The organism is Vibrio sp. 1CM7H (genome assembly GCF_023161645.1).
Lineage (GTDB): Bacteria > Pseudomonadota > Gammaproteobacteria > Enterobacterales > Vibrionaceae > Vibrio > Vibrio diabolicus.
The window spans coordinates 617,585-641,340 of the sequence record NZ_JALNTV010000002.1 but is presented as its reverse complement, the minus strand read 5'-3'; the positions used below and the strand labels follow the sequence as shown (position 1 = coordinate 641,340).

Below are 23,756 nucleotides of genomic sequence, written 5' to 3'. Positions count from 1 at the left end.
AAGTGAGTAGACTCTTTATGGCTCAGAGCATTCAATTGGCAAATCACATTGAGATCACTGTGAATAACAACGACCTCCAAGTTGAAGTTGAGGGTAATCAATTACATTTTTCTTTTGCTGGGCTTCACAATAAAACGTTTACCGACCGTGAAGTGTTGTTCGAGATGCCGTTTTTATACGAGCACGAGGCCAACGTGATTGGTGATGGCTTCCAAATGCTAGCGCAAACAGCGGGAACGGTTAGCCATCCCTTTGATATTGGTCGCTGTCCAGACAACAACCCTTCTTATCGAATCTATCCCAAAGATGCCCCTAAGCGTTACTACAACTATTTAGTGGTGGAAGGCTCGGCTGGCTATACCTTGTTTGGCTTTACTTCATGTCACCGTTTTGCGGGCTATTTTGATGTTGTACTGCGTGATGGACATTGGGTTTTATCTGCCGCGATTGATGGTGAGTTTACTCAAGTGGCGGATTGGGAAAGTAATCAACTTGAGTCCGTGGCGGTACTCTGTGGCCAATCTCTGTCTGAGCTATATCAAATCTATGGCGAGATGATTGCAGAGCATCATCCTGTTCGCCAAGGTGTGACACAAGATGCGCCTGTCGGTTGGTGTTCGTGGTATGCCTACTACGCAGACGTGACAGAGCAAAACATCATGCAGAACGTTGATTGCATGCAAGATAAGCTTGAAGACCTAGAGTGGGTACTTCTGGATGATGGCTATCAAGCCTTTATGGGCGATTGGTTAACCCCATCGGATAAGTTTTCTGGTGGTGTGAAAGAGCTCATTCATAGTATCCGTGCAAAAGGCAAAAAGCCGGCGATTTGGATGGCACCCTTTATTGCTCAACCTGAGTCGGAGATCTTCAAACAACACCCAGAGTGGTTTGTTCGTCACAAAGATGGAAGCTTACTTAAAGCAGAAGATGTCACATACGGTGGTTGGCGCTGCACGCCTTGGTACATACTCGATACCTCAAACCCAGAAGTGCAAGACCATCTGACGAATGTAGTCTCTGTCATGAGACAAGAGTGGGGCGTTGAATTGTTCAAGCTAGACGCGAACTATTGGGGCACCTTGAAAGGTGTGCGTAAACAATCTGGTATTACAGGCGTTGAGGCGTATCGCTTAGGAATGGAAGCGATTGCTAAAGGCGCTGGTGATGCGTGGCTTTTAGGTTGCAACGCGCCAATGTGGCCATCTCTAGGGCTTGTGGATGCAATGCGTGTTTCTGATGACGTAGAACGCCATAGTCGTCGTTTCGAGCAGATAGCCAAAGAAACCTTTTATCGTAGTTGGCAGCATCGAAAACTGTGGCAAATTGATCCGGATTGCGCGACATTCACGTCATTAGCTAATCAAGCCGCATCCAGAGAAGAGTATGAATTTCATCGCACGGTGTTATTGGCGTGTGGTGGTTTGCTGCTGTCTGGCGATCCGCTCCCTGAGATTACGCCATTTGCAAAGAAGACATTGGCTAAGCTCATGCTACGTCAACAACGTAACCAAGAGTCAGCAAAGTTCACGGCTTTGAGTTTAAATCATGCGTTTTTAAAACTAACGACGAAGAATGACCTTCACTGCTTGTTTAACTATGCCAGCTACGGGGCGATGGAATTTACGCTGACGTCTGATCAACCGATGGATTGGTATGATTACTGGACAGGAGAAAAGCTAAACCAAGAACCTTGTCAGTTATTAATGGTGAGCGTGGATAAAGGGTTAAATGCGAAAGCGATCGTCACGGCATAACGTGAAGCAAATCGTTCGATTATAAAAACAAGAAAGGAGCCTACTGTGGCTCCTTTCTTGTTTTGACGTCCTGAGCGTTAGAACTCGAATAAAAAGTAATACCCGTATCCAACGATAAAAGCAGGAATGGACGAATAAATAGTCGCGACCAAAGCGGCTTTCGGTGCCATAGCAATGGCGGGGAATAGGGCGTCACCATCATTGGAAATCGCATTTGCCAGCTGCGCCGAAAGTGGCGCTGCACCAGAGATGTACAAGCTGGTGACTAAAATTTGCGGACCACAACCAGGTAGCATACCAATGGCTAAGCCAGCTAATGGCATCCATATCCCCCAATGAGAAAAGGTTTCTACGAGGTCGAGCCCAGAAAAATAGGTCGTCAGTTCAAACGCTAGAAACGCCACGATCACCCAAGCACTGACGAAATTCGTATCTTGGGCTGCTTTTTGAATCGGGTGTGAGTCCACGATTTTCTCATCTTCAGAGACCGTTGACTGATAATCGCCAAGTTCTTTTGTCATCGCCCATAATGACATTGTGATCACTGCGAAGATAGCGCCCAGCCATTCAATGGTATTGGCCTGCAAAGACAACAGCTGATTAATATCGATTTGGAAAGACATCAACACAGCAACGACACTAGCAGGCACAATAAGCCATTTCCAAAATGCGCCTTGTAGATTGATTGCACGTTGTTCAAGAGGCGTGTGTCGGTCTGTCTGGTGTTGGCAACAAGCATGTGTCTGAAGTGCTTCTTTTGGCTCTGGGCGCAGAAAGTTATCAGCATGAAAAGCATTAACGACCAGCCCTGAAAGAGTACCCACGATTATGCCTAATCCAACCACGCCTAATCCAACACTTGGTTTGGCGGCAAGAAGTAAAAAGGCAGCGTCACCCATTGTTGAAGTAAGTACCGCGACAATCGCACCAAATCCCACTCGGCCACTAATAAATTGCGTTGTCACAACAATAGCGCCACCACAGCCAGGCAAAGCACCCAATAAAGAAGCAAAGAAAACCTGATGATTACGCGAGCGATGGTATAGCTCAGTAATTCGATTGGTTTTCGACATAAAGTTTGAAAGATAATGATAAATAGCCAATGTGGCAGCAACATAGCATGACACCGCCCAGAATGAGTCGGATAACGTCTGTACGGCAACGTCACGTGTATTTTCATTGCCTAGCAAAATGAGCATGACGATAGGGATCAGCAATCGCTTATAAGCTAAACGAAACTGAGTAGGCTGAAACAACTGTTGTGCAGAGTGTAAAAATTGGGTCGCGTTCATCGTTTACTCAAATGCAAATAGGAATAATTATCATTATATGTAAATGAGATTTATTCGCAATAGCATTGTGAACTTTTCTTCGTGTCAAACTCTCTTAAATCAGGTAAAGTATCGGCCTTTGTGAGCAAACACGCCCTAATTAACTGTATTAGGCGGCGTATAAAATTGACTTGAATAGGAAGAAACATGATTCTAGTTGTAGGTCATAAGAACCCAGACAGTGACAGTATTTGTAGTGCACTCGTTGCAACTGAACTTCTAAAAGCGCGTGGCGTTGAAGCTATGCCAATTCGCCAAGGCGAAATCAACCGTGAAACTCAGCACATCCTAGAAGTTGCTGGCGCTGAAGTTCCTGAGCTTCGCACATCAGTTGCGGGTGAGACCGTTTGGCTAGTAGATTACTCAGATCTAGCACAAGCACCAGACGATATCGCAGAAGCTGAAATTGCGGGTATTGTTGACCACCACCGCCTAGGTGACGTGATGACAGTAAACCCAATGGAAGCATGGATCTGGCCTGTTGGTTGTACCAACACTGTTCTATTCAACATGTTCAAGATTGAAGGTCACGCGATTACTCCACAAATCGCTAAGCTAATGATGTCAGCAATTCTATCTGACACAGTAGGCTTCGCTTCTCCAACTTGTACACAAAAAGACAAAGATGCCGTTGCTGAGCTAGCGGTAATCGCAGACGTACAAGATGTTGACGCATTCACTAAAGATCTTCTAATTGCTAAGACAAACATCGAAGGTCTATCTGCTGCTGAGCTTGTTGAGAAAGACCTTAAAGGTTACCCATTCAACGGTCGTGATGTAGTAGTAGGTCAGGTTGAGCTTGCAACACTAGAGCAAGTTGACGGTATGATCGAAGCACTAGAAGCGGATCTAGAAGCGCGTTGCGAAAAAGACAATCTTGCATTTGCTGCTGTAATGCTAACAGACATCACGACTGCTCAAACTCGTCTTCTATACAAAGGTGAGTGGGCTGAGAAGCTTGTTAAGCACGAAAAAGACGGCATGCTAATGATGGAAAACACGCTAAGCCGTAAGAAGCAAGGTTGGCCTTGGCTTCAAACTGAGCTAGCTTAATTTTCTAGCATATACTTTAAATGCCCGCCTAGCTGCGGGCATTTTTCTATGGGAAATAGGAGACGAATATGTCTGAGCAACTGACCCAAGAGCAGATGGATACCATCAATCGTTACAACGAAGAGCAACGTTTAAAGTACTGCGTAAAAGAGGTTGTGGCGAATCGTAAAGTTTGGATTCTGAAAGATGAACATGGCTGTGTCATGTTAAATACAGAAGATGATGATTGTGTACCAGTATGGCCAAACGAAGAGTTTGCTTTGCAATGGGCTAATGGTGATTGGGAAGATTGCGAGCCAGAAGCGATCTCTCTAAATAAGTGGCACAGTCGTTGGACATCTGGTCTAGAAGATGACGAATTATCTGTTGTTGTATTCCCAAATCAAAATGAAGAAGGGGTGGTTTTGTTTCCTGATGAGTTTGATTTCGAACTGCGCAAACAAGCGAGCCGCCGCTAATTTTTCGATTCGTATCCATTTAATAAAGAAGCCTGCTTTAACGCAGGCTTCTTTACATTTGAACGATGACATCTTTAATAGGCTATTTTGTTTGGTGGCTTGGCGCCTTATAGAAGTGGCTTTCGACTAGGCGTTGAGTAATGGGATGCTCGGGATGAGTCAATACCTGGTTGGTTTCGCCAAACTCGACCACTTCACCTTCATGCATCACCATCACTTTGTCAGTAATGTGCTTAACAATGCCAATGTGTTGAGATACATACACAAATGACAATCCCATCTCTTCTTGCAACTCGAGGAATAAGTTAATGATCTGTGAGCGCATTGCCATATCCAAACCGTTTAACGCCTCGTCAGCGACAATGATGGAAGGTTGAAGAATAAGCGCACGAGCTAAACACACACGCTGTTTTTGACCTGCCGCTAGCATTTGTGGGTAAAAATAGGCGTGTTCAGGCAACAATCCGACTCGGAGTAGGGTGTTTTTCACACGCTGCATGCGTGCATCTGGCGGCATGTTGGTGTTTCGCTTTAATGGACCTTCCAAAATACGGCCAATCTGGATACGCGGGTTGAGCGATGTGTTTGGATCTTGGAAAATCATGCGAATGAGCTTACAGCGTGTCGCGTAATCTTTGTGCTCCAATCGTTCGCCATTTACACGGATTTCTCCAGAGCTTGGCTCTACAACGCCTGCAAGCATGCGGGCAAGAGTGGATTTTCCTGAACCGTTTTGGCCAATAAAACCGATAGTCTGCCCCGGCTCTAACGTAAAGCTCACCGGTTTGACAGCCTCATTAACCTGACGTTTGAATAGTCGGGAGCGCGTAACAAACTGCTTCGATAAATTATCGACTTCAAGTAACGCACTCATGACTTTTTCTCCGTGTTCAATGGAAAGTGGCAGTTAAATTTATGATTCTTAATTCGTCTGGTGTGTGGAATTTCAACACATTGTTTCTGCGCATACGGACAACGTGGACCGAGTCGACAACCGATTGGCAGATGCTGCAATGGCGGAATCGAGCCCGGTAGGGATTGGAGTTTTTGCTTGTGTGGTACCCAATCATTAAAGTCTGGCATCGCTTTAAGCAAGGCATCTGTATACGGGTGCTTGGGTGCCGCAATGATTTTACTGGTATCGGCAGACTCTACCGACTGACCACAATACATTACCGTAATGCGGCCCGCCCATTGTGTGATGGTCGCTAAGTCGTGACCGATAAGCAGAATGGTCGTGTTATTGAGCTGGTTCATACGGCTCAATAAACGCAATATTTGCGACTGGGTAATCGGGTCCAAGTCGTTCGTTGGTTCATCTGCGATTAGCAACTTTGGTTTGGTCGCTATCGCCATGGCAATCATGACTTTTTGGCACTCACCATCAGTCAGTTCATAAGGGTAGCTACCCATTAAACGCTTGTGATCTTTAATGCCTACTTTATGCAGAAGCGCGATGGCTTGTTTTTTACGCCATTTAAATCGCTCCCACCATTTCCCTTCAAACGCGCGAGATGGGATGGACTCGATCAATTGACGTCCCACTTCTTCTGAAGGATCAAGACAGGTTGATGGCTCTTGGAAGATCATCGCAATATCACGGGCAATGACACGTCGACGCTCTTTTGGCGTAAGCTGAAGCAAGTCAATATTGCCAAGGCGCATACGGTCTGCGGTAATGCGCCAGTTATCTTTACTTACCCCAACAATCGCTTTTGCAACCAAGCTTTTCCCTGAACCAGACTCACCTACAAGACCACGAATTTCGCCTTCATTCAAAGTTAGGCTCATTCGGTCCACGGCTTTGACCAACCCTTGAGGGGTTTCAATCTCAATAGTCAAATGTCGAATATCTAACAACGGCATTATTCGATCCCCGCATTAAGCGCTTGACGTACACCTTCACCTACTAAGTTTAGGGTAATAACGGTAAACATGATGGTTAGGCCGGGTAGGGTTACGGTCCAAGGTGCAATATAAATCAACTCGACAGAGTCACCTAATATCGCTCCCCACTCAGTACTTGGGGCTTGTGCGCCTAAGCCAAGAAAACCCAGCGCAGTAATATCTAAAATCGCAGCAGAGAGCGCGAGCGTGATTTCAGCAGCAATAACCGTCAATATGTTGGGAAGAATTGAACTCCACAGTAAGTAGAAATCATTAGCGCCATCAAGGCGTGCCGCCATGATGTAGTCTTTTTCAACTTCGGTGTGGACTGCGATATAAACGGAGCGAATAAAACGCGGAATCAAAGCCAAGCAGATCGCGAGTAAAATATTGAACCCACCAAAGCCTAGAAATGCCACAAAAATGATTGCTAATAAGAGCGACGGTATCGACATGACGGTATCGAGCAAGTGATTGAGGGTACTCGACAGTAAGCCTTTCGTCATACCTGCTAATACGCCAATCAAACAACCTACGACCGCGGCAATCGCAGTGATGGCAACGGCTGCACCAAATGTAAGTTGAGAGCCCATGATCAAGCGTGACAGAATGTCTCGGCCTAAGTCATCGGTCCCCAAAAAGTAATCAACCGTTCCAGCTGGGGCCCATGATGGCGGCACAAGCAATTCGCCTGACTGTGCTTGGGCATCAAACGGCGCAAGCAGTGGCGCAAAAATGGTAATTAGGACGATAAATACCAAGCACCATAGGCCAAACATGGCTAGCCCGTTGGCGCGGTAACTTCGCCAAAATCGCTCAAACTGAGTTGGAATGCGCTCTTCCTGATAAACGTTATTTGTTAGCATACCATTCCTTTCGAACTAGAGGGTTAATCATCGCGCCGATCAAATCAGAGAGAATATTAGCGGTGAGAACCAAAGTCGCAAGTACCATCACGCCAGCTTGGATTGATGCATAATCTTGGTTTGCCAATGCATCTAACAACCAACGACCAATACCTGGCCAGTTAAAAATAGACTCCGTGATGATAGCTAAGGTAATCATACTCGAAAGTTGAACACCAACTTTGGGAATGATAGGCGGTATCGCATTCCGCAATACATGTTGAGTTACGATTTCGCGGTTAGAAAGACCTTTGATTCTCGCTGCACGGATGTAGTTTTGGCTCATCACTTCCGCCACCGAAGAACGCATTAGTCCGACAACCTGCGTGGTTGGAGCCAAAGCGAGCACCAAACATGGCAGCACCATATGCTCAATGACGCTTTGCAGTGCGTGAGCGCGGTATTCACCTTTCGCCATGAAAGCGTCGATAATGGCAAATCCGGTTACATGATCAATTTCGTAAAGCAGGTCATACCGTCCTGCCACGGGAAAGAGTTGGTATTCCAATGAAAAAACCATGATAAGTAGCAGAGCCACCCAAAAAATTGGAGCGGAATAACCAGACATCGACATGAATGAAATGCTGGTGTCGAGCCATTTACCTTGCTTCATCCCAGCCACGGTTCCAAGCGGAATGCCGATCAGAAGGGACACCAAAAAGGCAAAAAAGCACAGTTCCAAAGTGGCAGGGAATACGACGGCGAGCTCGTCATAAATCGCGTTGCCGTTTTTACTTATGCCAAAATCAAGCTGAGAAAGGTTGATTAAGTAAGTTTGCCAACCAGACCAAAAATCAACGTTTGCCCAGTGCGAGAGAGGGTCAAGGCGCAGCAGAGAAAAGCCCACTAATGTGAGGATCATCAAAGTGATGAAAAATAGGTTAAAGCGTCGAACGGTATACCAAAACATCAGTGAATTCTCTCAACTCTATCAAACGGTTGGGCATTGAAAGGGCTTGATTTGAAGCCTGTCAGTGATTTGTCGTGAACACGGAATTGCACACCATGTGCCAGAGGAATTACCGGGAATTCTTGATTTAAAATGTTCTGCGCTTGGCGATATAGGTTCAGACGGTAACGCGGTTCTTGAGTTTCCAATGCCAAATCGAGTAAGAAATCGAAATCATCGTTACACCACATCGATACGTTGAGGCCAACGCGATCAGACTCACAAGATAATAACGGACGGAAAAAGTTGTCAGGGTCCCCGGTATCGCCAATCCAGCCAGTTAAAAGTAAATCGATGTCGTTGATGTTCTCTAAATCCACACGTTCGAATCTATCATCGGTTAGCAACGTTAACTCAACCCCAATATCGGCAAAATTCGCTTGGATTAGCTCCGCGGTCTTGCGAGGACTTGGGTTAAAGGCGCGTGGTTCAAGTGGTACCCACATGGTCAGCTCTAGACCGTCTTCATAGCCAGCATCACGGAGTAGTGCTAATGCATAGTTACGGTCATAACGAATTTTTACGCTGTCCTTTTGATAGGCCCATGAATTAGGCGGTAGCAATGTATAAGCTTGCGAGCCAGTTCCGTAGTAAACCGAATCTAAAATATTCTGACGGTTAATCGCTAAGTTAAGTGCTTGGCGGACGCGAGCATCACTAAGTGCCGTCGTTTCAGTGTTGATCGCAATAAAGGATACGTTGTTGGCTGGCGTAGCAGTTAGCTCAAGATTGTCATTTTCTTGAATAACGGGTATTTGGCTTGAAATAGGCGAAGAGAGCACATCACACTCGTTTCTTAAAAGTTTCGCCAAGGTACCAGTGCCTCGATGAGAGATATCGAACACCACTTGTTCCATTTTCGCGGGTGACTTCCAGTAGTTAGAGTGACGTTCCAAACGAATCAAGTCGTTCACTTGGTACTCTTTTAGTTGATATGGGCCGGTACCGATAGGAAGCTGGTCGATTTCTTCTTTATGATCTTTTGCCGCCAGTTGCTGTCCGTACTCCGCAGACAATATGACAGCATGGCTGGTGGCAATATTTGCCAAGAAGGAAAAATTTGGCTGAGATAAGGTAAACCTTACCGTATGCTCGTTAATCGCAGTCACATCTTGCAGAAGGTTTTGAAAATCTAACCCTGCAAACCATGGATAAAAACCACCACCTACTTGGTGAAAAGGATGGTCTACATCAATGATTCGCTTGAAGCTAAATACCACATCTTTTGCATTTAATGGTCGAGTGGGAGTGAACCAGGACGTGGTTTGGAATTGAACATTACGTTTAAGCTTAAACGTGTATTCCGTTCCTGACTCATTCACAGACCAACTCTCAGCGATATTTGCAACTGGCTGATGTGATTTAGGATCGAGCGTGAGCAGCGTATCGTACAACTGCGGGCTCAGTGCCTCTGCGGTAATACCGCTATCAATAAGCTGAGGGTTAAACGTGGTTGGCTTACCTTGTCCGCAAAACACAAAGCCAGCTTTGCGAATGTCATTGTGGTCAATTTCATCACCACAAGCGGTCAGTAGGCTAATCCCAATAAGGCTCAGCGATAATCTTATAAAAGCATTCATAATATGAAATGTTCATTGGATCTTGCTTGTTTCATTTGATCTTACTCTTTCAGAGCTAACAAGCGAAAATGATCTCGCTAATTTATCACCTTTGTGAACTCGCTCCAAACATAAAATCCATACACTGTAAGGTGTTATGCTTGAAAGACATACAAATTAGAGCGCTGTCACTCGCTCGCTAACCGATCAAGCACCTTCGACCAAGCTAGCTTTGCCCGACTAAACCATATTTTCTAACCATCCCTCGTAATTGGTGGTAGCTCAAACCAAGTAGCTCGGCTGCTTGTCGTTGATTAAACTTGGCCTCTTCCAATGCGCGATTGAGTAAGTGGATGTCTTGCTCTTCTTGCCACTGTTTATAGTCTAGAGGGAATTGAACTGCGCTGCTTGGTGCTTCCTCTTCTTTCTGCTGCTCGGCATTATGACCAAGCGTGTTATTCCAAACTGTTTCAAAAGGATTGAAAATCAGTTCATCAATTGGATCGGCACTGAGACCATGTTGGTAAATAGCACGTTCAATCACGTTTTTTAGTTCACGGACATTACCTGGCCATTCATATTCAAGAAGCGAATGCTGTGCTTTTGAGGTAAAACCGACAAAATATTCGAGCTGAAGTTCACGGCACATCTTCATCGCGTAGTGCTCTGCTAAAGACAGGATGTCTTCTTTTCGTTCACGAAGAGGAGGCAGCATGATGACGTCAAACGCTAAACGATCGAGTAAGTCGGCACGGAAATCGCCTTGTTCCGCCAATTTTGGTAAGTCCGCATTGGTTGCACAAACAAGTCGAACATCCGCATTGAGAGCGGTATGACCGCCAACTCGTTCATATTCACCATATTCGATGACACGCAACAGCTTTTCTTGAACTAAAAGTGGTGCGGTGGCCAATTCGTCAAGAAACAAAGTGCCGCCTTCGGCGCGTTCGAAACGTCCTTTATGCTTGCCCTTAGAACCTGTAAAAGAACCGGATTCATGACCAAATAGCTCTGAATCTATTAGTCCTTCGCTTAAGGTCGCACAGTTGAGTGATAGTAGTGGCTTATCCCAACGTCTTGATAAATAATGCAAACGCTGAGCGATGAGTTCTTTACCCGTTCCTCGTTCACCGATAATGAGGACTGGACGCTCAATAGGCGCAAGTTGTGATACTTTATCTAGTACGGCGAGAAAAGCAGGTGATTCACCAATCAGGTTTTGCTTCATAAAGTCCTTCTTATTTAACAGCCGAGCCATGATTTACATATGGAGTTGGTGAATTTCACCAACAGTTGGTGAAAAACATCATAGCATAATAATGCATAACGACAACAAAATGCATAAATTGCTGATTTTAAATGTAATTTTAAGTTGGCATGCTACTTGTAATGTATTCAGGGAGACGCAAGGTCAATCACCACCTTGTCGAGTTTTAATAGGAAAAAAGAGGAGTTCCGTTATGGGTATTTTTTCTCGATTTGCAGATATCGTTAACTCAAACATCAGTGCATTGCTGGACAAGGCGGAAGATCCTGAAAAAATGATCCGTCTTATCATTCAAGAAATGGAAGACACACTTGTTGAAGTGCGTACTAACTCGGCTAAAGCGATTGCAGACAAAAAAGAGTTGGCTCGTAAAGTTGAAACGTTAGAAGAGCAAATTGGCGAATGGAGCCAAAAAGCGAGCCTAGCGTTGGTAAAACAGCGTGAAGATTTGGCTCGTGCAGCATTAATTGAAAAGCAAAAGCTTGAGCAAGTGATTAAAGGCCTTCACACTGAGCAGACGTTAGTAGAAGAAACGATCGACAAGCTTACAGGCGAGATCGGTAAGTTAGAAAGCAAAATTGCAGAAACGCGTGCAAAACAGCAAGCACTAGCAATTCGTAACCAAACCGCCTCTAACCGTCGTGATGTGCAAAAACACCTGCACACTAGCCGTACTAATGAAGCGATGGCGAAGTTTGAGCAGTACTCGCGTAAAGTGGATGAAATGGAAGCAGAAGCAGATTTGTACGCACAAACTGGTAATGCAAAATCGCTAGAGCAAGAGTTTGCAGAGCTTCAAGCTCAAGACGAAATCGAAAAAGAGTTGGCAAAACTGAAAGAACAGATGTCATCGAAAGATAAATAACAAAGGAGCCATTTATGTCGGCATTTTTTATAGCAGGACCAGTGATTGTCTTTTTAATCTTTGTCGCTCCACTATGGCTCTTCTTACACTATCGCAGCAAACGCAAAACAGATAGTGCACTGTCGAGCCAAGATTTAGAGCGCCTTCAGGTACTATCTGAAAAAGCGGAAGCGATGCAGTCCCGAGTTGATACATTGGAGCGCATCTTGGATGCTGAGTCACCAACATGGAGACGCAAGTATGACTAATCGAGAGCTGTATCGTGACCCAGTAAATGGCAAAATCTCCGGTGTTTGCGCCGGAATCGCCAACTACTTTGGTGCAGAGGTTTGGTTGATTCGTATTGTAGTGATTTCTGCAGCGCTGTTGGGCGGTACGTTTTTGGTGTTGTTAGCATACGTCGCGATGGCGTTTATGTTAGAAAAGCAACCAGTGACGTATTCTGAAAATATCCGAGCGCAACAAGAGCACACACTTAAAAGTAAGCCTTGGCAGAAAGGACAAAGTCCGGACCAATTGCTCAGTGTGTTGGAACGCGATTTTGACCGTCTTGATGGCAAAATCCGTAACATGGAAGCGTATGTTACGTCTGATACATATAGGGTGAATCGGGAGTTCAGTAAGCTCTAAACACTCCGCATCCAAAGAAGATTTAAACGAAGCAGGTGCAAAGCCTGCTTTTTTGTCACAAATTACTAATTTTAAAGCACTATTAATCTTTTCAACTCTGGAAGTTCGCCCAGAATTCATCTACTTTAAAAATAATCCCTTAATTTTTTATGGATGAATGTAATGAGAAGATTGCTCATTCCTGTCGCCATCTCGGCTGTGTTGTCGGGGTGTGGTAAAGAACTTCCCCCTGTTCCAGAACCTGAATCCCGCCCCGCAAAGCTATTTACAGTATCTGTTGGCAATGCCCAATTTGAACGACACTTTCCTGCCACGACGGAAGCTGGTGATAAAGCGGTACTGACGTTTCGAGTTCCTGGACTTCTTCAAACGATTGAGGTGAATGAGGGTCAAGTCGTCAGCAAAGGCGATGTATTGGCTTCATTAAACCCTGATGAATATTCTCTGCTTGAACAGCAAGCTCGGGCAAATTTCGCGCTCGCAGACGTGCAGTACAAGCGATACCAAAAGCTACGTAAAGACCAAGTGGTGTCCGAACAAGATTTTGATGAGGCAAAAGCGAATCACAACTCAGCCAAAGCTCAGTGGAATCAAGCAAAGGCAAATTTAAGGTATACCAAACTTGTCGCGCCATATGATGGTACGATTTCGTATATTCCAGCAGAAAACCATGAGTATGTTGCCGCAAAAGAAGGCGTGATGAATATCCAATCCAACCAACTGCTTAAGGTGATATTCCAAGTCCCTGACTATCTGCTAAACCGTTACACCCAGGGTAGCGATGTCTCTGCCAGAATGGTCTTTGACGCTTTCCCCGAGCAGTCATTTGACTTGACCTTTCAAGAAATCGATACAGAAGCCGATCCTAAAACCGGTAGTTACAAAGTCACTATGGTTATGGAGCGACCAGCAGAAATAGGCCTTTTACCGGGCATGTCTGGCAATGCTTACCTCCTATCTAAAAATGCTGGTGCAACAAAAATTCCTAATTCCGCGCTGCTAGAAGAGAACGGCAAAACATACGTTTGGCGTGTTGATGAGCAAGGCATTGTGTCCAAAGCCGCTATTGAGATGAATGACAAAAACCAAGTGTTAGCTGGGCTTAACGATGGCGATCAAATCATTATCTCTGGTGTTAGTGTAATTGAACCCGGAATTCAGGTAAGAGCCTGGATTAAGGAAAGAGGGTTGTAATATGAAAGGAATCATCTCTCTAGCGGCATTATTTTCAACGTTTCTTCTTGTTGGTTGTGGCGATAAGGCACCAGAAAAAGCTCTTGAGACACCGCGTGTAAGAGTTACCTCATTAGCGGGAAATCGGGTGGATGACAACTTATATTTCCCTGCGGTTGCGAATGCAGCGGATCGCTCTCATTTGAGTTTCAGAGTGGCAGGAGAAGTCAGCCGCATCATGGTAAAAGAGGGCGATAAAGTCACGAAGGGTGATGTTATCGCAACGTTGGACCCTACGGACTATGAGTTGGATGTAGATAATGCGAGTGCGCGTTTTTCTGTTGTTGACAGTCAGTATCGCCGTTCACGTCCTTTGGTTGATAAAGGCCTATTAGCTAAGTCTCAGTTTGATGAAATTGCAGCACAACGACAAATCGCTCTGGCTGAGCTTAAGTTAGCGAAACTCCGTTTATCATTTACTACCTTAAAAGCGCCTGTGGATGGGATCATTTCGCGAGTTAATATCGAGCAATTCGAAAATGTCCAAGTCGGACAGCATATCGTCAATATTCATAGTTTGGAGCGAGTAGAGGTGCTGATTCAACTTCCAGACCGGCTCTATGTGAACCAACCGCCAACGGAAGAAAGACTTACCGCGATAAAAGCATTGGTGCGCGTGCCTAGTGGTAACGAGTACAACGCGACCGTGAAAGAATTTACGACTGAGCCAGACCCAACCACAGGCACGTTTACCGTCACATTATCGCTTCCTATGCCGGAAGAAGAATACATCCTAGATGGGATGGCAGTTGAGGTGACCTCCAAAGATAAGAACGTTGGCTTGGATCTCAATTTAGGAATTAATGTTCCTATTGAAGCCATTTTCAATGCGGACGGTGACGAGCTGGGGCGGGAAAACAAATTTGTTTGGGTACTGAATGATGACAATACGGTATCGCGCAGACAGGTTCGAGCAGGTAAAGCATCTAAAACGTCCATTCAAATCCTTGATGGTCTCATGCTCAAGGACAAAGTTGTGATTGCCGGTGTTTCTCGGTTAAGGGATGGCATGAAAGTGGAAGTGATACAGGAAATGGCTACGCAGGAGGCCGGTCTATGAGCGATCTTAATAAATCAGTGCCTCAAAGTGATGATGATGTGACCGGTATTGCTGCGTACTTCATCCGAAATCGTGTCATCAGTTGGATGGTCGCACTGATCTTTTTGATTGGTGGTATCGCTGCATTCTTTGGGTTAGGGCGTCTTGAAGACCCTGCTTTTACCATCAAAGATGCCATGGTGGTGACCTCTTACCCTGGTGCGACGCCGCAACAAGTCGAAGAAGAAGTGACTTATCCGATCGAAAAAGCGATTCAGCAGCTTACTTATGTTGATGAAGTGAATTCGATTTCTAGCCGAGGATTATCGCAAATCACGGTCACGATGAAGAACAATTATGGCCCTGATGATCTGCCACAAATCTGGGATGAGTTACGCCGTAAAGTGAATGACCTTAAAGGGACGTTGCCTCCGGGTGTGAATGAACCTCAAGTGATCGATGATTTTGGTGATGTTTACGGGATTTTGTTAGCGGTGACTGGCGACGGTTATAGCTACAAAGAGCTACTGGATTACGTTGATTACTTACGCCGAGAGCTCGAACTGGTTGATGGCGTGAGTAAAGTTTCGGTATCCGGGCAACAGCAAGAGCAAGTTTTCATCGAAGTATCGATGAAAAAGCTGAGCAGTATAGGACTTTCCCCCGATACGGTCTTTAATCTTCTCTCGACGCAAAACGTGGTTTCTGACGCAGGGGCGATCAGAATTGGTGACGAGTACATCAGAATTCAGCCGACTGGCGAATTCCAGAGTGTGGATGAGCTAGGCGATTTGTTGATTACTGAGTCGGGAGCTCAGGGGCTCATCTTCTTGAAAGATGTAGCGGAAATAAAACGTGGTTATGTAGAAGTCCCGAATAATATTATTAATTTTAACGGCAGCCTCGCACTAAACGTGGGTGTTTCTTTTGCTGAAGGCGTCAATGTCGTTGAAGTCGGAAAAGCGTTTGATCATCGCCTTGCAGAGCTAAAGTACCAACAACCTGTCGGTATCGAAATTTCCGAAATTTACAGTCAGCCTAAAGAGGTGGATAAATCGGTTAGCGGTTTTGTTGTCAGCTTGGCTCAAGCTGTCGGTATCGTCATTATCGTACTTCTGTTCTTTATGGGGCTACGTTCAGGTCTGCTTATCGGTTTAATTTTACTGCTGACGGTGTTGGGTACGTTCATTTTCATGAAGTATCTCGCGATAGATTTGCAGCGGATTTCATTAGGTGCTTTGGTTATCGCGTTAGGTATGCTGGTGGACAATGCAATCGTCGTGGTGGAGGGGATTTTGATTGGTACCCAAAAAGGGCGAACTCGACTCCAAGCGGCGACTGATATCGTTACCCAAACCAAGTGGCCATTACTTGGGGCAACTGTGATTGCGGTAACTGCATTTGCGCCCATTGGACTGTCTGAAGACTCGACGGGTGAATACTGTGGCACTTTGTTTACGGTTCTGCTGATCTCATTGATGTTGAGTTGGTTTACCGCTATCTCGTTGACACCATTCTTTGCTGACATCTTCTTTAAAGGCCAGAAGATTAAACAAGGTGAAGGGGAAGAAAATGATCCATATAACGGGGTTATTTTCGTTATTTATAAAAAGTTTCTTCAGTTTTGTATGCGTCGAGCTTGGTTTACCGTTGTGGTGCTGATTGCGGGATTAGCGGCAAGTGTTTACGGGTTCACCTTTGTGAAGCAAGCGTTTTTCCCATCTTCGACAACGCCGATTTTTCAGTTAGATGTATGGATGCCGGAAGGAACTGATATTCGCGCCACCAACACAACGCTTAAAGAGCTAGAAAGTTGGTTAGCTAAGCAAGAGCATGTCGACCATATCACGACGACTGCAGGTAAAGGCTTACAGCGCTTTATGCTAACGTACGCGCCAGAGAAAAGTTATGCGGCTTATGGTGAGATAACCACTCGTATGGAAAATTACGAAGCGTTAAAACCATTGATGGCGAAGTTTCGAGAGTATTTAAAAGCCAACTACCCAGAAATCAATTACAAGCTCAAACAGATTGAGTTAGGCCCTGGTGGTGGTGCAAAAATTGAAGCGCGCATTATTGGCTCTGATCCAACAATCCTTCGTACGATAGCCGCTCAGGTCAAGGACATCATGTACGCCGATCCTCAGGCAACAAATATCAGGCATGATTGGCGTGAACGAACCCAAGTTCTTGAGCCTCAGTTTAATGAGAGTCAGGCACGTCGCTATGGCATTACCAAATCAGATGTCGATGACTTCTTGTCCATGTCATTCTCTGGAATGACGATAGGCCTTTACCGAGACGGCACGACGCTCATGCCTATCGTGGCTCGTTTACCTGAAGATGAACGCATTGATATTCGTAACATTGAAGGCATGAAAATATGGAGTCCAGCACAGAGTGAGTTTATCCCACTTCAACAAGTCACAATGGGTTACGACATGCGTTGGGAGGATCCTATCATCGTACGTAAGAACCGTAAGCGTATGCTCACTGTGATGGCAGACCCTGATATTCTAGGTGAAGAAACCGCATCGACGTTGCAAAAACGTTTACAGCCCCAAATTGAAGCGATTCAAATGCCTCCTGGCTATTCACTAGAGTGGGGTGGTGAATACGAATCTTCAGGTGATGCTCAAGAGTCGCTGTTTACTACCATGCCAATGGGGTACTTGTTCATGTTCTTGATCACTGTATTCCTATTTAACTCTATCAAAGAGCCACTCATTGTTTGGCTTACCGTGCCGCTGGCGTTAATTGGTGTCACCACCGGTTTGTTGGCACTCAACACGCCGTTTGGTTTTATGGCATTGCTCGGCTTCTTAAGCTTATCGGGAATGGTGCTCAAAAATGGCATCGTATTACTGGACCAAATTGAAATAGAAATGAAATCGGGTAAAGAGGCTTATGATGCGGTCGTTGATGCTGCGGTAAGCCGTGTTCGTCCTGTGTGTATGGCTGCAATCACGACGATCCTTGGTATGATCCCACTATTACCAGATATTTTCTTCAAACCAATGGCGGTTACGATTATGTTTGGTTTGGGCTTTGCGACAGTACTGACACTGATTGTCGTGCCAGTGTTGTATCGTTTATTCCATAAAGTGGCAGTACCGAAACAGGCTTAGTGCTACTGATATAACGATGAAAAGTATCGCGCCTCTAGCTCATCAGTTAGAGGCGCTTTTTAAGGAAGAATAATGACAGAACAAAAAACGTGTGCGTGGGCGATGAATCACCCATTAGAGCGCGAATATCATGATTCCGAATGGGGCGTGCCAGTATATGACGACCAAACCCTGTTTGAATTTATTACGTTGGAAGGTGCGCAAGCTGGGCTTAGTTGGATCACCATTCTTAAAAAGCGCGAAGGGTATAGAGAAGCGTTCGAGAATTACGACCTAGATGCGTTGGAACAAAGAAATGAAGAACGCACTGAATACATCGTGGAAAACTTCGATGTTGTGAGACATCGCGGAAAGGTTAACTCGGTTTTCAGTAATGCCAAAGCGGCAAAAGCGTTAATTGCTGAATACGGAAGTTTATCAGACGCGTTGTGGCAGTTCGTGGATGGCGAACCAATCGTCAATCAATGGCAGCATATGAGTGACGTACCAGCTTCGACAGAGCAATCCAAAGCCATGAGTAAGTTCCTAAAAAAGAAAGGCTTCAAGTTTGTCGGTGAAACCATCTGTTATGCTTTCATGCAAGCCGTCGGCATGGTGGATGACCATATCGTTGGATGTCCTAAAAAGCAGAATAAGTAACGTTTGGCTTGTTCAGTTTATATCGTTAATTCTGGCTATCATGGATACGTTCCAAAGCTTCGATTCGACGCCATTGAGCTGCATCGAAGCTTTGTTTTCTTAAAGCAATGATTTCTGCCTGTTTTTCATCTTGCCCTAGAAAATCCCTATTCAGAATATCTTGACGCTGTTTTAAGTAAGTGGCGAGTTGAGTCTCAAATGATGCTCTTTGCTCATCAAGCTTTTGCAGCCTTTGCGCTCCAGCGTCTCCCACCAGTGCAACACGGGCGATGTACTTGTCTTGTGAATCAAGCTGAGAAGCTCGCTCGAGTTGCTCCGTTAATGCGTTATTGCGTTCACTCTCTCGGATGTAATCCGGTTGTTCTGATAACGCTTGATTGAGAAGGTGTGTTTGACTCTCGATATCCGATGCCTGTTTTTTAATCGTCAGCTTTTCCAATGCTAGTTGGCGAAGTCGGTTTTCTTCGTCAAACAATTGAGCTATCTGGACCTCGCTAAAGTATTGAAGTTGTAAATTCAGTATCGCTTCATTCAGCATGGTTAACTGTTCAAGCGCTAGGTGTTTATGCTCAAAAGGCTCCAATGCAGAGAGCGCTTGCTTGTAGGAAAGGTAGGTCTGAAAAAGTTTGGCATCAATATTCAGTGTTTGTTTTGCTAAAGTGTCATCATTGACTTCCGCTTTGATCGTATCGAGATCTTCTTCGCCCAGCCGGCTAAGAGAATATTCGAAGAAGTCTTTTGGGGAAGAAACATCGGCGGCTATGTCTTGCTGAGATTGCGAATGGCTAGAGGTTATCTCTTGTTGTTTGTCGCTTTGCAACAGAGAAAGCGCTCCCACGCCAAACATCGAGAGCAGGATAAAAGTGGTGAGAGCGACTTTCTTCATTGTCATGACCTCTTATAAACCTTGAAGTTTGAGACGATTTGCATGTTGGCGATAAAGCGTGACTGGATCGGTTTCAAAAAGATGATGGATACCGAGTAGACCGTTAATTTCATCCAAATGGTTCATTTGATAATCATCACGTATGACTTTGCCTAAATGTGTGCTGCACGCACCAACTAAGCCATCATTCGGCCCATCAAAGGCTAAGCCAAGTACCATCATGGCAGCGTCAGTCGGATCGAAAACGTTTGTAAACGTGGATGATCCGGTCCATGAGTAGTAATAAACGCCATTTGAAGCTAGCAAGTCGCCATTACCACATTCGCTAGTAGGCACTCCCTCTGGGTAGTGCTGGTTAAACGCCAATGATCCTTCCGTGGTTAATGCTGCTAGTGAGGCTAAAGGGTCTTGGTCGAGATCAGAACCGCCTGATAGAAGATTAATAAGAGTGGTTAAGCCTTGCGCCAGTTTTACCGCGAGCTGCTCACTACCAGAACCCTCAGATACGGTGCCACGAACTAAATCTGCCACTTTAGACCCTTTATTAACGCCACCGATACTCGTAACTGATGCGACTAGGTCAGGACGGACAGAGGCGACGTAGCGCGTTGTTGGACCACCATGACTGTGACCGATGAGATTGACTTTCTCTGCGCCTGTTGCAGCAAGTAAGGTTTCTACTTGAGCAAGCAGTTGTTCCCCTCTAACTTCGCTGCTGTTGGTCGCGGATACCTGTGCTACATAAACTTTAGCGCCGTCTTTCGTTAAGGAATGTGGTATTCCGAAAAAGTAATCTACGCCTGCCAGGGTATCAAAACCAAATAATCCATGAACCAGAACAATCGGATACTTGGTTTGGGTATAACCCGTTGCGGCGTGTACGGTGGTTATTGGGACGGTAATTAAGGTAAAAAGCATTAGCGCTATGAATTTGAGTTTCAAAACTATCTCCTTGTGGTATGACCTCTTATGAATGATAAAAAGTAGGAGAGAAACTCTAAATTTGGAAAGTCTATTTGTGGCACATTATTTCATTCTGTGACTGCTCAATTGAAAAACAACACAAATGATTAACATTAACGAATAGCTGGTGGGAATGTTAGATAATTCTAATTAAGTCAGCGAGTTATAAAAACGCCCCGCGAAGCAGGGCGATTCAATTACTATTTTAGAGAGACTTCTTTTTCTAAAATTAACGCGTTATAGCGTGCAAAACCAGCCTCTAGATCGGCGATCAAGTCATCCACGTCTTCTAAGCCAATATGAATTCGAACTAAAGTGCCCTCAAAGTATGGGTGCGCTACGGTTCTCAAGTTGTTAAAGCTCTTTGGTTCGTTAGCTAGAATGAGGCTTTCATACCCGCCCCAAGAATAACCCATACTGAAGTGTTTCATACCGTCAAGCAGAGCCGTCGTCGCTTTTGGATAAGACGTTTTGAGAACAAATGAAAACAAGCCGTTTCCACCAGTGAAGTCACGTTTGAAAAACTCATGGCCAGGGCACGATTCCAATGCTGGGTGGCGGACATGATCAACTTCCGGACGAGAAGTCAGCCACTTGGCGACTTTCAAGCTACTTTCTGCGTGTTGTCTTAGGCGAACATCCAGCGTGCGAATACCACGAAGGCCTAGGTATGCGTCGTCAGGAGAAACGCACTGACCCATCAAGTAGCTTTGTTCACGCAGTTGGGGCCAGTATTTTTCGGAAGCTACGGCTGTACCTAACATTACATCAGAGTGACCAACTATGTATTTGGTGGCGGCTTGAATGGAAATATCGACACCATGTTCAAATGGTGAGAAGTTCACGCCAGCTCCCCATGTGTTATCAAGCATCACAATAATATCGTGCTTATGAGCAATGCGCGCCAATGTTGGTACGTCCTGCACCTCCATTGTGACTGACCCCGGAGATTCTAGGAAAAGGACTTTGGTATTTGGTTGAATCAAATCACGAATACCTTCTCCAATCATCGGATCATAATAGGTAGTTTCGATGCCCATTTTCTTCATGATGATATTACAAAAATCACGAGTTGGTTCGTAACAAGTGTCCACCATCAGAATGTGATCGCCAGTTTCGACGAAAGAGAGAATCGCATTTGAAATTGCTGCCGTCCCACAAGGGTAGAGAGCACAACCTGCTCCACCTTCAATCTCAACCATTGCATCTTGAAAAGCGAAGTGCGTGTTAGTGCCACGGCGACCATAAAATAATGTTTTATTGGTACGGTTCATGGTGGCTTGGTTCTTCTCTGCAACCGTGTTGAATACCACGGTTGAAGCGCGTTGAACGGGTGGGTTTACAACACCGTTTGTCCACTTTTTATCGCGGCCAGCGGTAATGAGCTTGGTTTTTTTGCCCTCTGACATAAAAGTTCCCTGTCTTAAATATTACGATTTTGATTATTTAAAACATGGACGACATAACGTTTGCAAGGGAAAAGTCAACTATCACCCAATAATAGCCGAGATTATCGAGTGAAGGCGTCAAAGCTGAAAGGTTGAGTTGTAGGCTTAGAGTGTATCGCTAAGGTGGAAAACGTAAGTAGAACAAACCTCCAGCAAGATATTTGAAGCGCTGGAGGTTTTTTTTAGTCGGTGTATTTGAGGTATTAAAGGAGTGGATTGAAGAGATAGAACACTCGCTCTAAGAATCGAGAAAATAGGCTTCTTTTCTCCCATTCTTCCAATACAACAGTGTGAGATTGCTTAATATAGCTATCTTGTAACCAAGACATTTGCTTTGTGAACTCTTCGTCGTCAACGGCGAGGGTAACTTCGAAGTTCAGCCACAAGCTGCGCATATCCATGTTTACGGTGCCAACTAAACAGAATTGGTCGTCAATTACGACGGATTTCGTATGCAGCAAACCACCATAAAACTCATAGATTTTGACTCCTGCACACAAAAGCTCACTATAAAACGCGCGTGACGCCCATTGCACCATCATCGAGTCATTTTTATGTGGAATAATGAGTTCAACATCAATGCCTCGTTGTGCTGTCATCTTTAACGTTTCAAGTAAGTCTGCATTGGGCACGAAATATGGCGTTGTAATTCGTACCGAGCGATTGGCTTGGTTGATTGCCAATGTTAATACTTGATAGATCAGATATTCCGGCATACCAGGGCCAGAAGGCACAACCTGAATAGGGTGTTGGAATTCACTCTCATCGATCTTGCATTCAGGTAGTCTCGGTAAATGACGTTCGCCAGTTTCGACTTCCCAATCCCAACAGTGGATAGCACTCAATACGTTTACCGTTGGTCCCGTAATGCGAACCATGATGTCCACCCAATGCCCGACGCCACTGTTTTGTTTGAAGTAAGCCGGGTCAACCAAGTTCATTGAACCTGTATAAGCAATTTCATCATCAATTACGATGATCTTGCGATGTTGGCGAAGATCAAGACGACGTAAGAAAATACGCCACATCTTCACTTCTAGCGCTTGAATAACTTCAATTCCAGCATCCTGCATCATTCGATACCAAGGACTTCTGAAAAAACGTGGACTACCTGCTGAATCGAGTAATAGTTTGACATCTACGCCGCGTTTAGCCGCTTGGATAAGTGCAGAAGCGACAGAGTCAGCCAAACCACCTGGATGCCAAATGTAGAATACCATTCGAATACTGCTCTGCGCGTTTTCGATGTCTTCAATAATGGAATGCAAAATCTCATTAGGTGACTGTTGCAGCGACAATGTATTACCGCTCAATGCGGGAAGACCAAGGCGGTTGTTGCAAAGCTCATCAATTCGGTAGATGTGCCTTCCCATCGTTTCTGGGTTGTGCGCGTTACAGTCGTTCAACTGACTGAACCACTTCTCGAATGGTGCAAACATCTCTTTTGCGCGTTCGGCCCGTTTTCTGCCTAAGTTCAGTTCACCGAAGAGGAAATAACACGCGACACCCAGAACGGGAAGGATATAAATGATCATTAGCCAAGCTAAAGACACGCTTACTGCACGGCGCTTTAAAACGACACGAATGGTCACACCTGCGACCAGTAACCAATATAGCCCGATGCCAGCTAAAGTAAGAAAGTGATAAAACTTGTCCATATACGCTCAGAGTAATATGCCCTTCTAGGATATTAAGCATAAAAGTGGGTTGGGGGAATAGATTTCCCATTTAGACGTGGGATTGACCTTATATGAGGAAC

21 protein-coding genes are annotated in these 23,756 nt (G+C 45.1%); 10 read left to right on the top strand and 11 right to left on the bottom strand.

Translation table 11 applies throughout. From position 1 onward, the window contains the following. Positions 1 to 17 precede the first annotated feature (17 nt). Positions 18 to 1,757 carry an alpha-galactosidase gene (locus MSG33_RS11150; protein ID WP_248381067.1) on the top strand — a complete coding sequence of 580 codons (1,740 nt, stop codon included), beginning with the start codon at positions 18 to 20 and terminating at the stop codon, positions 1,755 to 1,757. A gap of 77 nt (positions 1,758 to 1,834) precedes the next feature. Here the strand turns inward: MSG33_RS11150 and MSG33_RS11145 are convergent, their stop codons facing one another. Further along, entirely contained in the window at positions 1,835 to 3,049 is a 1,215-nt protein-coding gene (locus MSG33_RS11145) for a putative manganese transporter (protein WP_085343077.1), read from the bottom strand. Positions 3,050 to 3,235: 186 nt separating this feature from the next. Here MSG33_RS11145 and MSG33_RS11140 point away from each other — a divergent pair, with 186 nt between their 5' ends. Next, on the top strand, positions 3,236 to 4,141 hold the full coding sequence (locus MSG33_RS11140) for a manganese-dependent inorganic pyrophosphatase (RefSeq protein ID WP_005393312.1): 906 nt from the start codon (positions 3,236 to 3,238) through the stop codon (positions 4,139 to 4,141). A 68-nt stretch (positions 4,142 to 4,209) separates the two neighbouring features. Next, positions 4,210 to 4,599: a DUF2750 domain-containing protein gene (locus MSG33_RS11135; protein ID WP_047008603.1), complete on the top strand. Its 390-nt coding sequence runs from the start codon at positions 4,210 to 4,212 to the stop codon at positions 4,597 to 4,599. An 82-nt stretch (positions 4,600 to 4,681) separates the two neighbouring features. On the opposite strand, the gene MSG33_RS11130 is transcribed toward MSG33_RS11135, so the two are convergent. The 6 genes from MSG33_RS11130 to pspF form a co-directional block, all read right to left on the bottom strand. Then, positions 4,682 to 5,473 (bottom strand): ATP-binding cassette domain-containing protein, encoded by a 792-nt coding sequence (locus MSG33_RS11130; RefSeq protein ID WP_005393308.1) that lies wholly within the window; start codon positions 5,471 to 5,473, stop codon positions 4,682 to 4,684. Beyond that, a complete protein-coding gene (locus MSG33_RS11125; protein ID WP_005378126.1) occupies positions 5,470 to 6,465 on the bottom strand; it encodes an oligopeptide/dipeptide ABC transporter ATP-binding protein in 996 nt (331 codons plus the stop codon). Before MSG33_RS11125 ends, MSG33_RS11130 begins: the two co-directional genes overlap by 4 nt. Beyond that, positions 6,465 to 7,352 carry an ABC transporter permease subunit gene (locus MSG33_RS11120; protein ID WP_005378123.1) on the bottom strand — a complete coding sequence of 296 codons (888 nt, stop codon included), beginning with the start codon at positions 7,350 to 7,352 and terminating at the stop codon, positions 6,465 to 6,467. The genes MSG33_RS11125 and MSG33_RS11120 overlap by 1 nt, the downstream gene beginning before the upstream one ends. After that, positions 7,339 to 8,301, bottom strand: a complete 963-nt coding sequence (locus tag MSG33_RS11115) for an ABC transporter permease subunit (protein WP_046874787.1) — start codon at positions 8,299 to 8,301, stop codon at positions 7,339 to 7,341. Before MSG33_RS11115 ends, MSG33_RS11120 begins: the two co-directional genes overlap by 14 nt. Next, positions 8,301 to 9,920, bottom strand: coding sequence for an ABC transporter substrate-binding protein SapA (gene sapA / locus MSG33_RS11110; RefSeq protein WP_046874788.1), 1,620 nt, complete (start codon positions 9,918 to 9,920; stop codon positions 8,301 to 8,303). Before sapA ends, MSG33_RS11115 begins: the two co-directional genes overlap by 1 nt. Before the next feature lie 205 nt (positions 9,921 to 10,125). Beyond that, the gene (pspF, locus tag MSG33_RS11105; RefSeq protein ID WP_248381064.1) at positions 10,126 to 11,127 is read right to left on the bottom strand and encodes a phage shock protein operon transcriptional activator; all 1,002 of its coding nucleotides are present in this window, start codon (positions 11,125 to 11,127) and stop codon (positions 10,126 to 10,128) included. Positions 11,128 to 11,359: 232 nt separating this feature from the next. Here pspF and pspA point away from each other — a divergent pair, with 232 nt between their 5' ends. The 7 genes from pspA (at position 11,360) to MSG33_RS11070 (ending at position 18,700) form a co-directional block, all read left to right on the top strand. After that, positions 11,360 to 12,031 carry a phage shock protein PspA gene (gene pspA / locus MSG33_RS11100; RefSeq protein ID WP_005393294.1) on the top strand — a complete coding sequence of 224 codons (672 nt, stop codon included), beginning with the start codon at positions 11,360 to 11,362 and terminating at the stop codon, positions 12,029 to 12,031. A gap of 14 nt (positions 12,032 to 12,045) precedes the next feature. Beyond that, positions 12,046 to 12,279 (top strand): envelope stress response membrane protein PspB, encoded by a 234-nt coding sequence (gene pspB / locus MSG33_RS11095; RefSeq protein ID WP_005393293.1) that lies wholly within the window; start codon positions 12,046 to 12,048, stop codon positions 12,277 to 12,279. Beyond that, positions 12,272 to 12,661, top strand: coding sequence for an envelope stress response membrane protein PspC (pspC, locus tag MSG33_RS11090; protein WP_012841944.1), 390 nt, complete (start codon positions 12,272 to 12,274; stop codon positions 12,659 to 12,661). Before pspB ends, pspC begins: the two co-directional genes overlap by 8 nt. A 162-nt stretch (positions 12,662 to 12,823) precedes the next feature. Continuing rightward, the gene (locus MSG33_RS11085) at positions 12,824 to 13,855 is read left to right on the top strand and encodes an efflux RND transporter periplasmic adaptor subunit (RefSeq protein WP_203346459.1); all 1,032 of its coding nucleotides are present in this window, start codon (positions 12,824 to 12,826) and stop codon (positions 13,853 to 13,855) included. A 1-nt stretch (position 13,856) separates the two neighbouring features. After that, entirely contained in the window at positions 13,857 to 14,954 is a 1,098-nt protein-coding gene (locus tag MSG33_RS11080; protein ID WP_074191125.1) for an efflux RND transporter periplasmic adaptor subunit, read from the top strand. Beyond that, positions 14,951 to 18,061, top strand: a complete 3,111-nt coding sequence (gene vmeI / locus MSG33_RS11075) for an efflux RND transporter permease subunit (protein WP_248381061.1) — start codon at positions 14,951 to 14,953, stop codon at positions 18,059 to 18,061. The genes MSG33_RS11080 and vmeI overlap by 4 nt, the downstream gene beginning before the upstream one ends. Before the next feature lie 72 nt (positions 18,062 to 18,133). Continuing rightward, on the top strand, positions 18,134 to 18,700 hold the full coding sequence (locus MSG33_RS11070; RefSeq protein WP_048626232.1) for a DNA-3-methyladenine glycosylase I: 567 nt from the start codon (positions 18,134 to 18,136) through the stop codon (positions 18,698 to 18,700). A 25-nt stretch (positions 18,701 to 18,725) separates the two neighbouring features. On the opposite strand, the gene MSG33_RS11065 is transcribed toward MSG33_RS11070, so the two are convergent. The 4 genes from MSG33_RS11065 to cls all read right to left on the bottom strand — a co-directional run bounded on the left by MSG33_RS11065 (position 18,726) and on the right by cls (position 23,655). Continuing rightward, positions 18,726 to 19,586 carry a lipase secretion chaperone gene (locus tag MSG33_RS11065; RefSeq protein WP_248381058.1) on the bottom strand — a complete coding sequence of 287 codons (861 nt, stop codon included), beginning with the start codon at positions 19,584 to 19,586 and terminating at the stop codon, positions 18,726 to 18,728. Positions 19,587 to 19,598: 12 nt separating this feature from the next. Continuing rightward, a complete protein-coding gene (locus MSG33_RS11060; protein WP_031780337.1) occupies positions 19,599 to 20,504 on the bottom strand; it encodes a triacylglycerol lipase in 906 nt (301 codons plus the stop codon). Between the two features lie 245 nt (positions 20,505 to 20,749). Further along, positions 20,750 to 21,958 (bottom strand): cystathionine beta-lyase, encoded by a 1,209-nt coding sequence (locus MSG33_RS11055; protein ID WP_006742839.1) that lies wholly within the window; start codon positions 21,956 to 21,958, stop codon positions 20,750 to 20,752. Positions 21,959 to 22,200: 242 nt separating this feature from the next. Beyond that, positions 22,201 to 23,655: a cardiolipin synthase gene (gene cls / locus MSG33_RS11050; RefSeq protein WP_248381055.1), complete on the bottom strand. Its 1,455-nt coding sequence runs from the start codon at positions 23,653 to 23,655 to the stop codon at positions 22,201 to 22,203. Positions 23,656 to 23,756: the final 101 nt, after the last annotated feature.

What these genes read in the sequence shown, in the direction of transcription:
- MSG33_RS11150 (WP_248381067.1), top strand. Translation starts at nt 18, where the DNA reads ATGGCTCAGAGCATTCAATTGGCAAATCACATTGAGATCACTGTGAAT.
- MSG33_RS11145 (WP_085343077.1), bottom strand. Translation starts at nt 3,049, where the DNA reads ATGAACGCGACCCAATTTTTACACTCTGCACAACAGTTGTTTCAGCCT.
- MSG33_RS11140 (WP_005393312.1), top strand. Translation starts at nt 3,236, where the DNA reads ATGATTCTAGTTGTAGGTCATAAGAACCCAGACAGTGACAGTATTTGT.
- MSG33_RS11135 (WP_047008603.1), top strand. Translation starts at nt 4,210, where the DNA reads ATGTCTGAGCAACTGACCCAAGAGCAGATGGATACCATCAATCGTTAC.
- MSG33_RS11130 (WP_005393308.1), bottom strand. Translation starts at nt 5,473, where the DNA reads ATGAGTGCGTTACTTGAAGTCGATAATTTATCGAAGCAGTTTGTTACG.
- MSG33_RS11125 (WP_005378126.1), bottom strand. Translation starts at nt 6,465, where the DNA reads ATGCCGTTGTTAGATATTCGACATTTGACTATTGAGATTGAAACCCCT.
- MSG33_RS11120 (WP_005378123.1), bottom strand. Translation starts at nt 7,352, where the DNA reads ATGCTAACAAATAACGTTTATCAGGAAGAGCGCATTCCAACTCAGTTT.
- MSG33_RS11115 (WP_046874787.1), bottom strand. Translation starts at nt 8,301, where the DNA reads ATGTTTTGGTATACCGTTCGACGCTTTAACCTATTTTTCATCACTTTG.
- sapA (WP_046874788.1), bottom strand. Translation starts at nt 9,920, where the DNA reads ATGAATGCTTTTATAAGATTATCGCTGAGCCTTATTGGGATTAGCCTA.
- pspF (WP_248381064.1), bottom strand. Translation starts at nt 11,127, where the DNA reads ATGAAGCAAAACCTGATTGGTGAATCACCTGCTTTTCTCGCCGTACTA.
- pspA (WP_005393294.1), top strand. Translation starts at nt 11,360, where the DNA reads ATGGGTATTTTTTCTCGATTTGCAGATATCGTTAACTCAAACATCAGT.
- pspB (WP_005393293.1), top strand. Translation starts at nt 12,046, where the DNA reads ATGTCGGCATTTTTTATAGCAGGACCAGTGATTGTCTTTTTAATCTTT.
- pspC (WP_012841944.1), top strand. Translation starts at nt 12,272, where the DNA reads ATGACTAATCGAGAGCTGTATCGTGACCCAGTAAATGGCAAAATCTCC.
- MSG33_RS11085 (WP_203346459.1), top strand. Translation starts at nt 12,824, where the DNA reads ATGAGAAGATTGCTCATTCCTGTCGCCATCTCGGCTGTGTTGTCGGGG.
- MSG33_RS11080 (WP_074191125.1), top strand. Translation starts at nt 13,857, where the DNA reads ATGAAAGGAATCATCTCTCTAGCGGCATTATTTTCAACGTTTCTTCTT.
- vmeI (WP_248381061.1), top strand. Translation starts at nt 14,951, where the DNA reads ATGAGCGATCTTAATAAATCAGTGCCTCAAAGTGATGATGATGTGACC.
- MSG33_RS11070 (WP_048626232.1), top strand. Translation starts at nt 18,134, where the DNA reads ATGACAGAACAAAAAACGTGTGCGTGGGCGATGAATCACCCATTAGAG.
- MSG33_RS11065 (WP_248381058.1), bottom strand. Translation starts at nt 19,586, where the DNA reads ATGAAGAAAGTCGCTCTCACCACTTTTATCCTGCTCTCGATGTTTGGC.
- MSG33_RS11060 (WP_031780337.1), bottom strand. Translation starts at nt 20,504, where the DNA reads ATGCTTTTTACCTTAATTACCGTCCCAATAACCACCGTACACGCCGCA.
- MSG33_RS11055 (WP_006742839.1), bottom strand. Translation starts at nt 21,958, where the DNA reads ATGTCAGAGGGCAAAAAAACCAAGCTCATTACCGCTGGCCGCGATAAA.
- cls (WP_248381055.1), bottom strand. Translation starts at nt 23,655, where the DNA reads ATGGACAAGTTTTATCACTTTCTTACTTTAGCTGGCATCGGGCTATAT.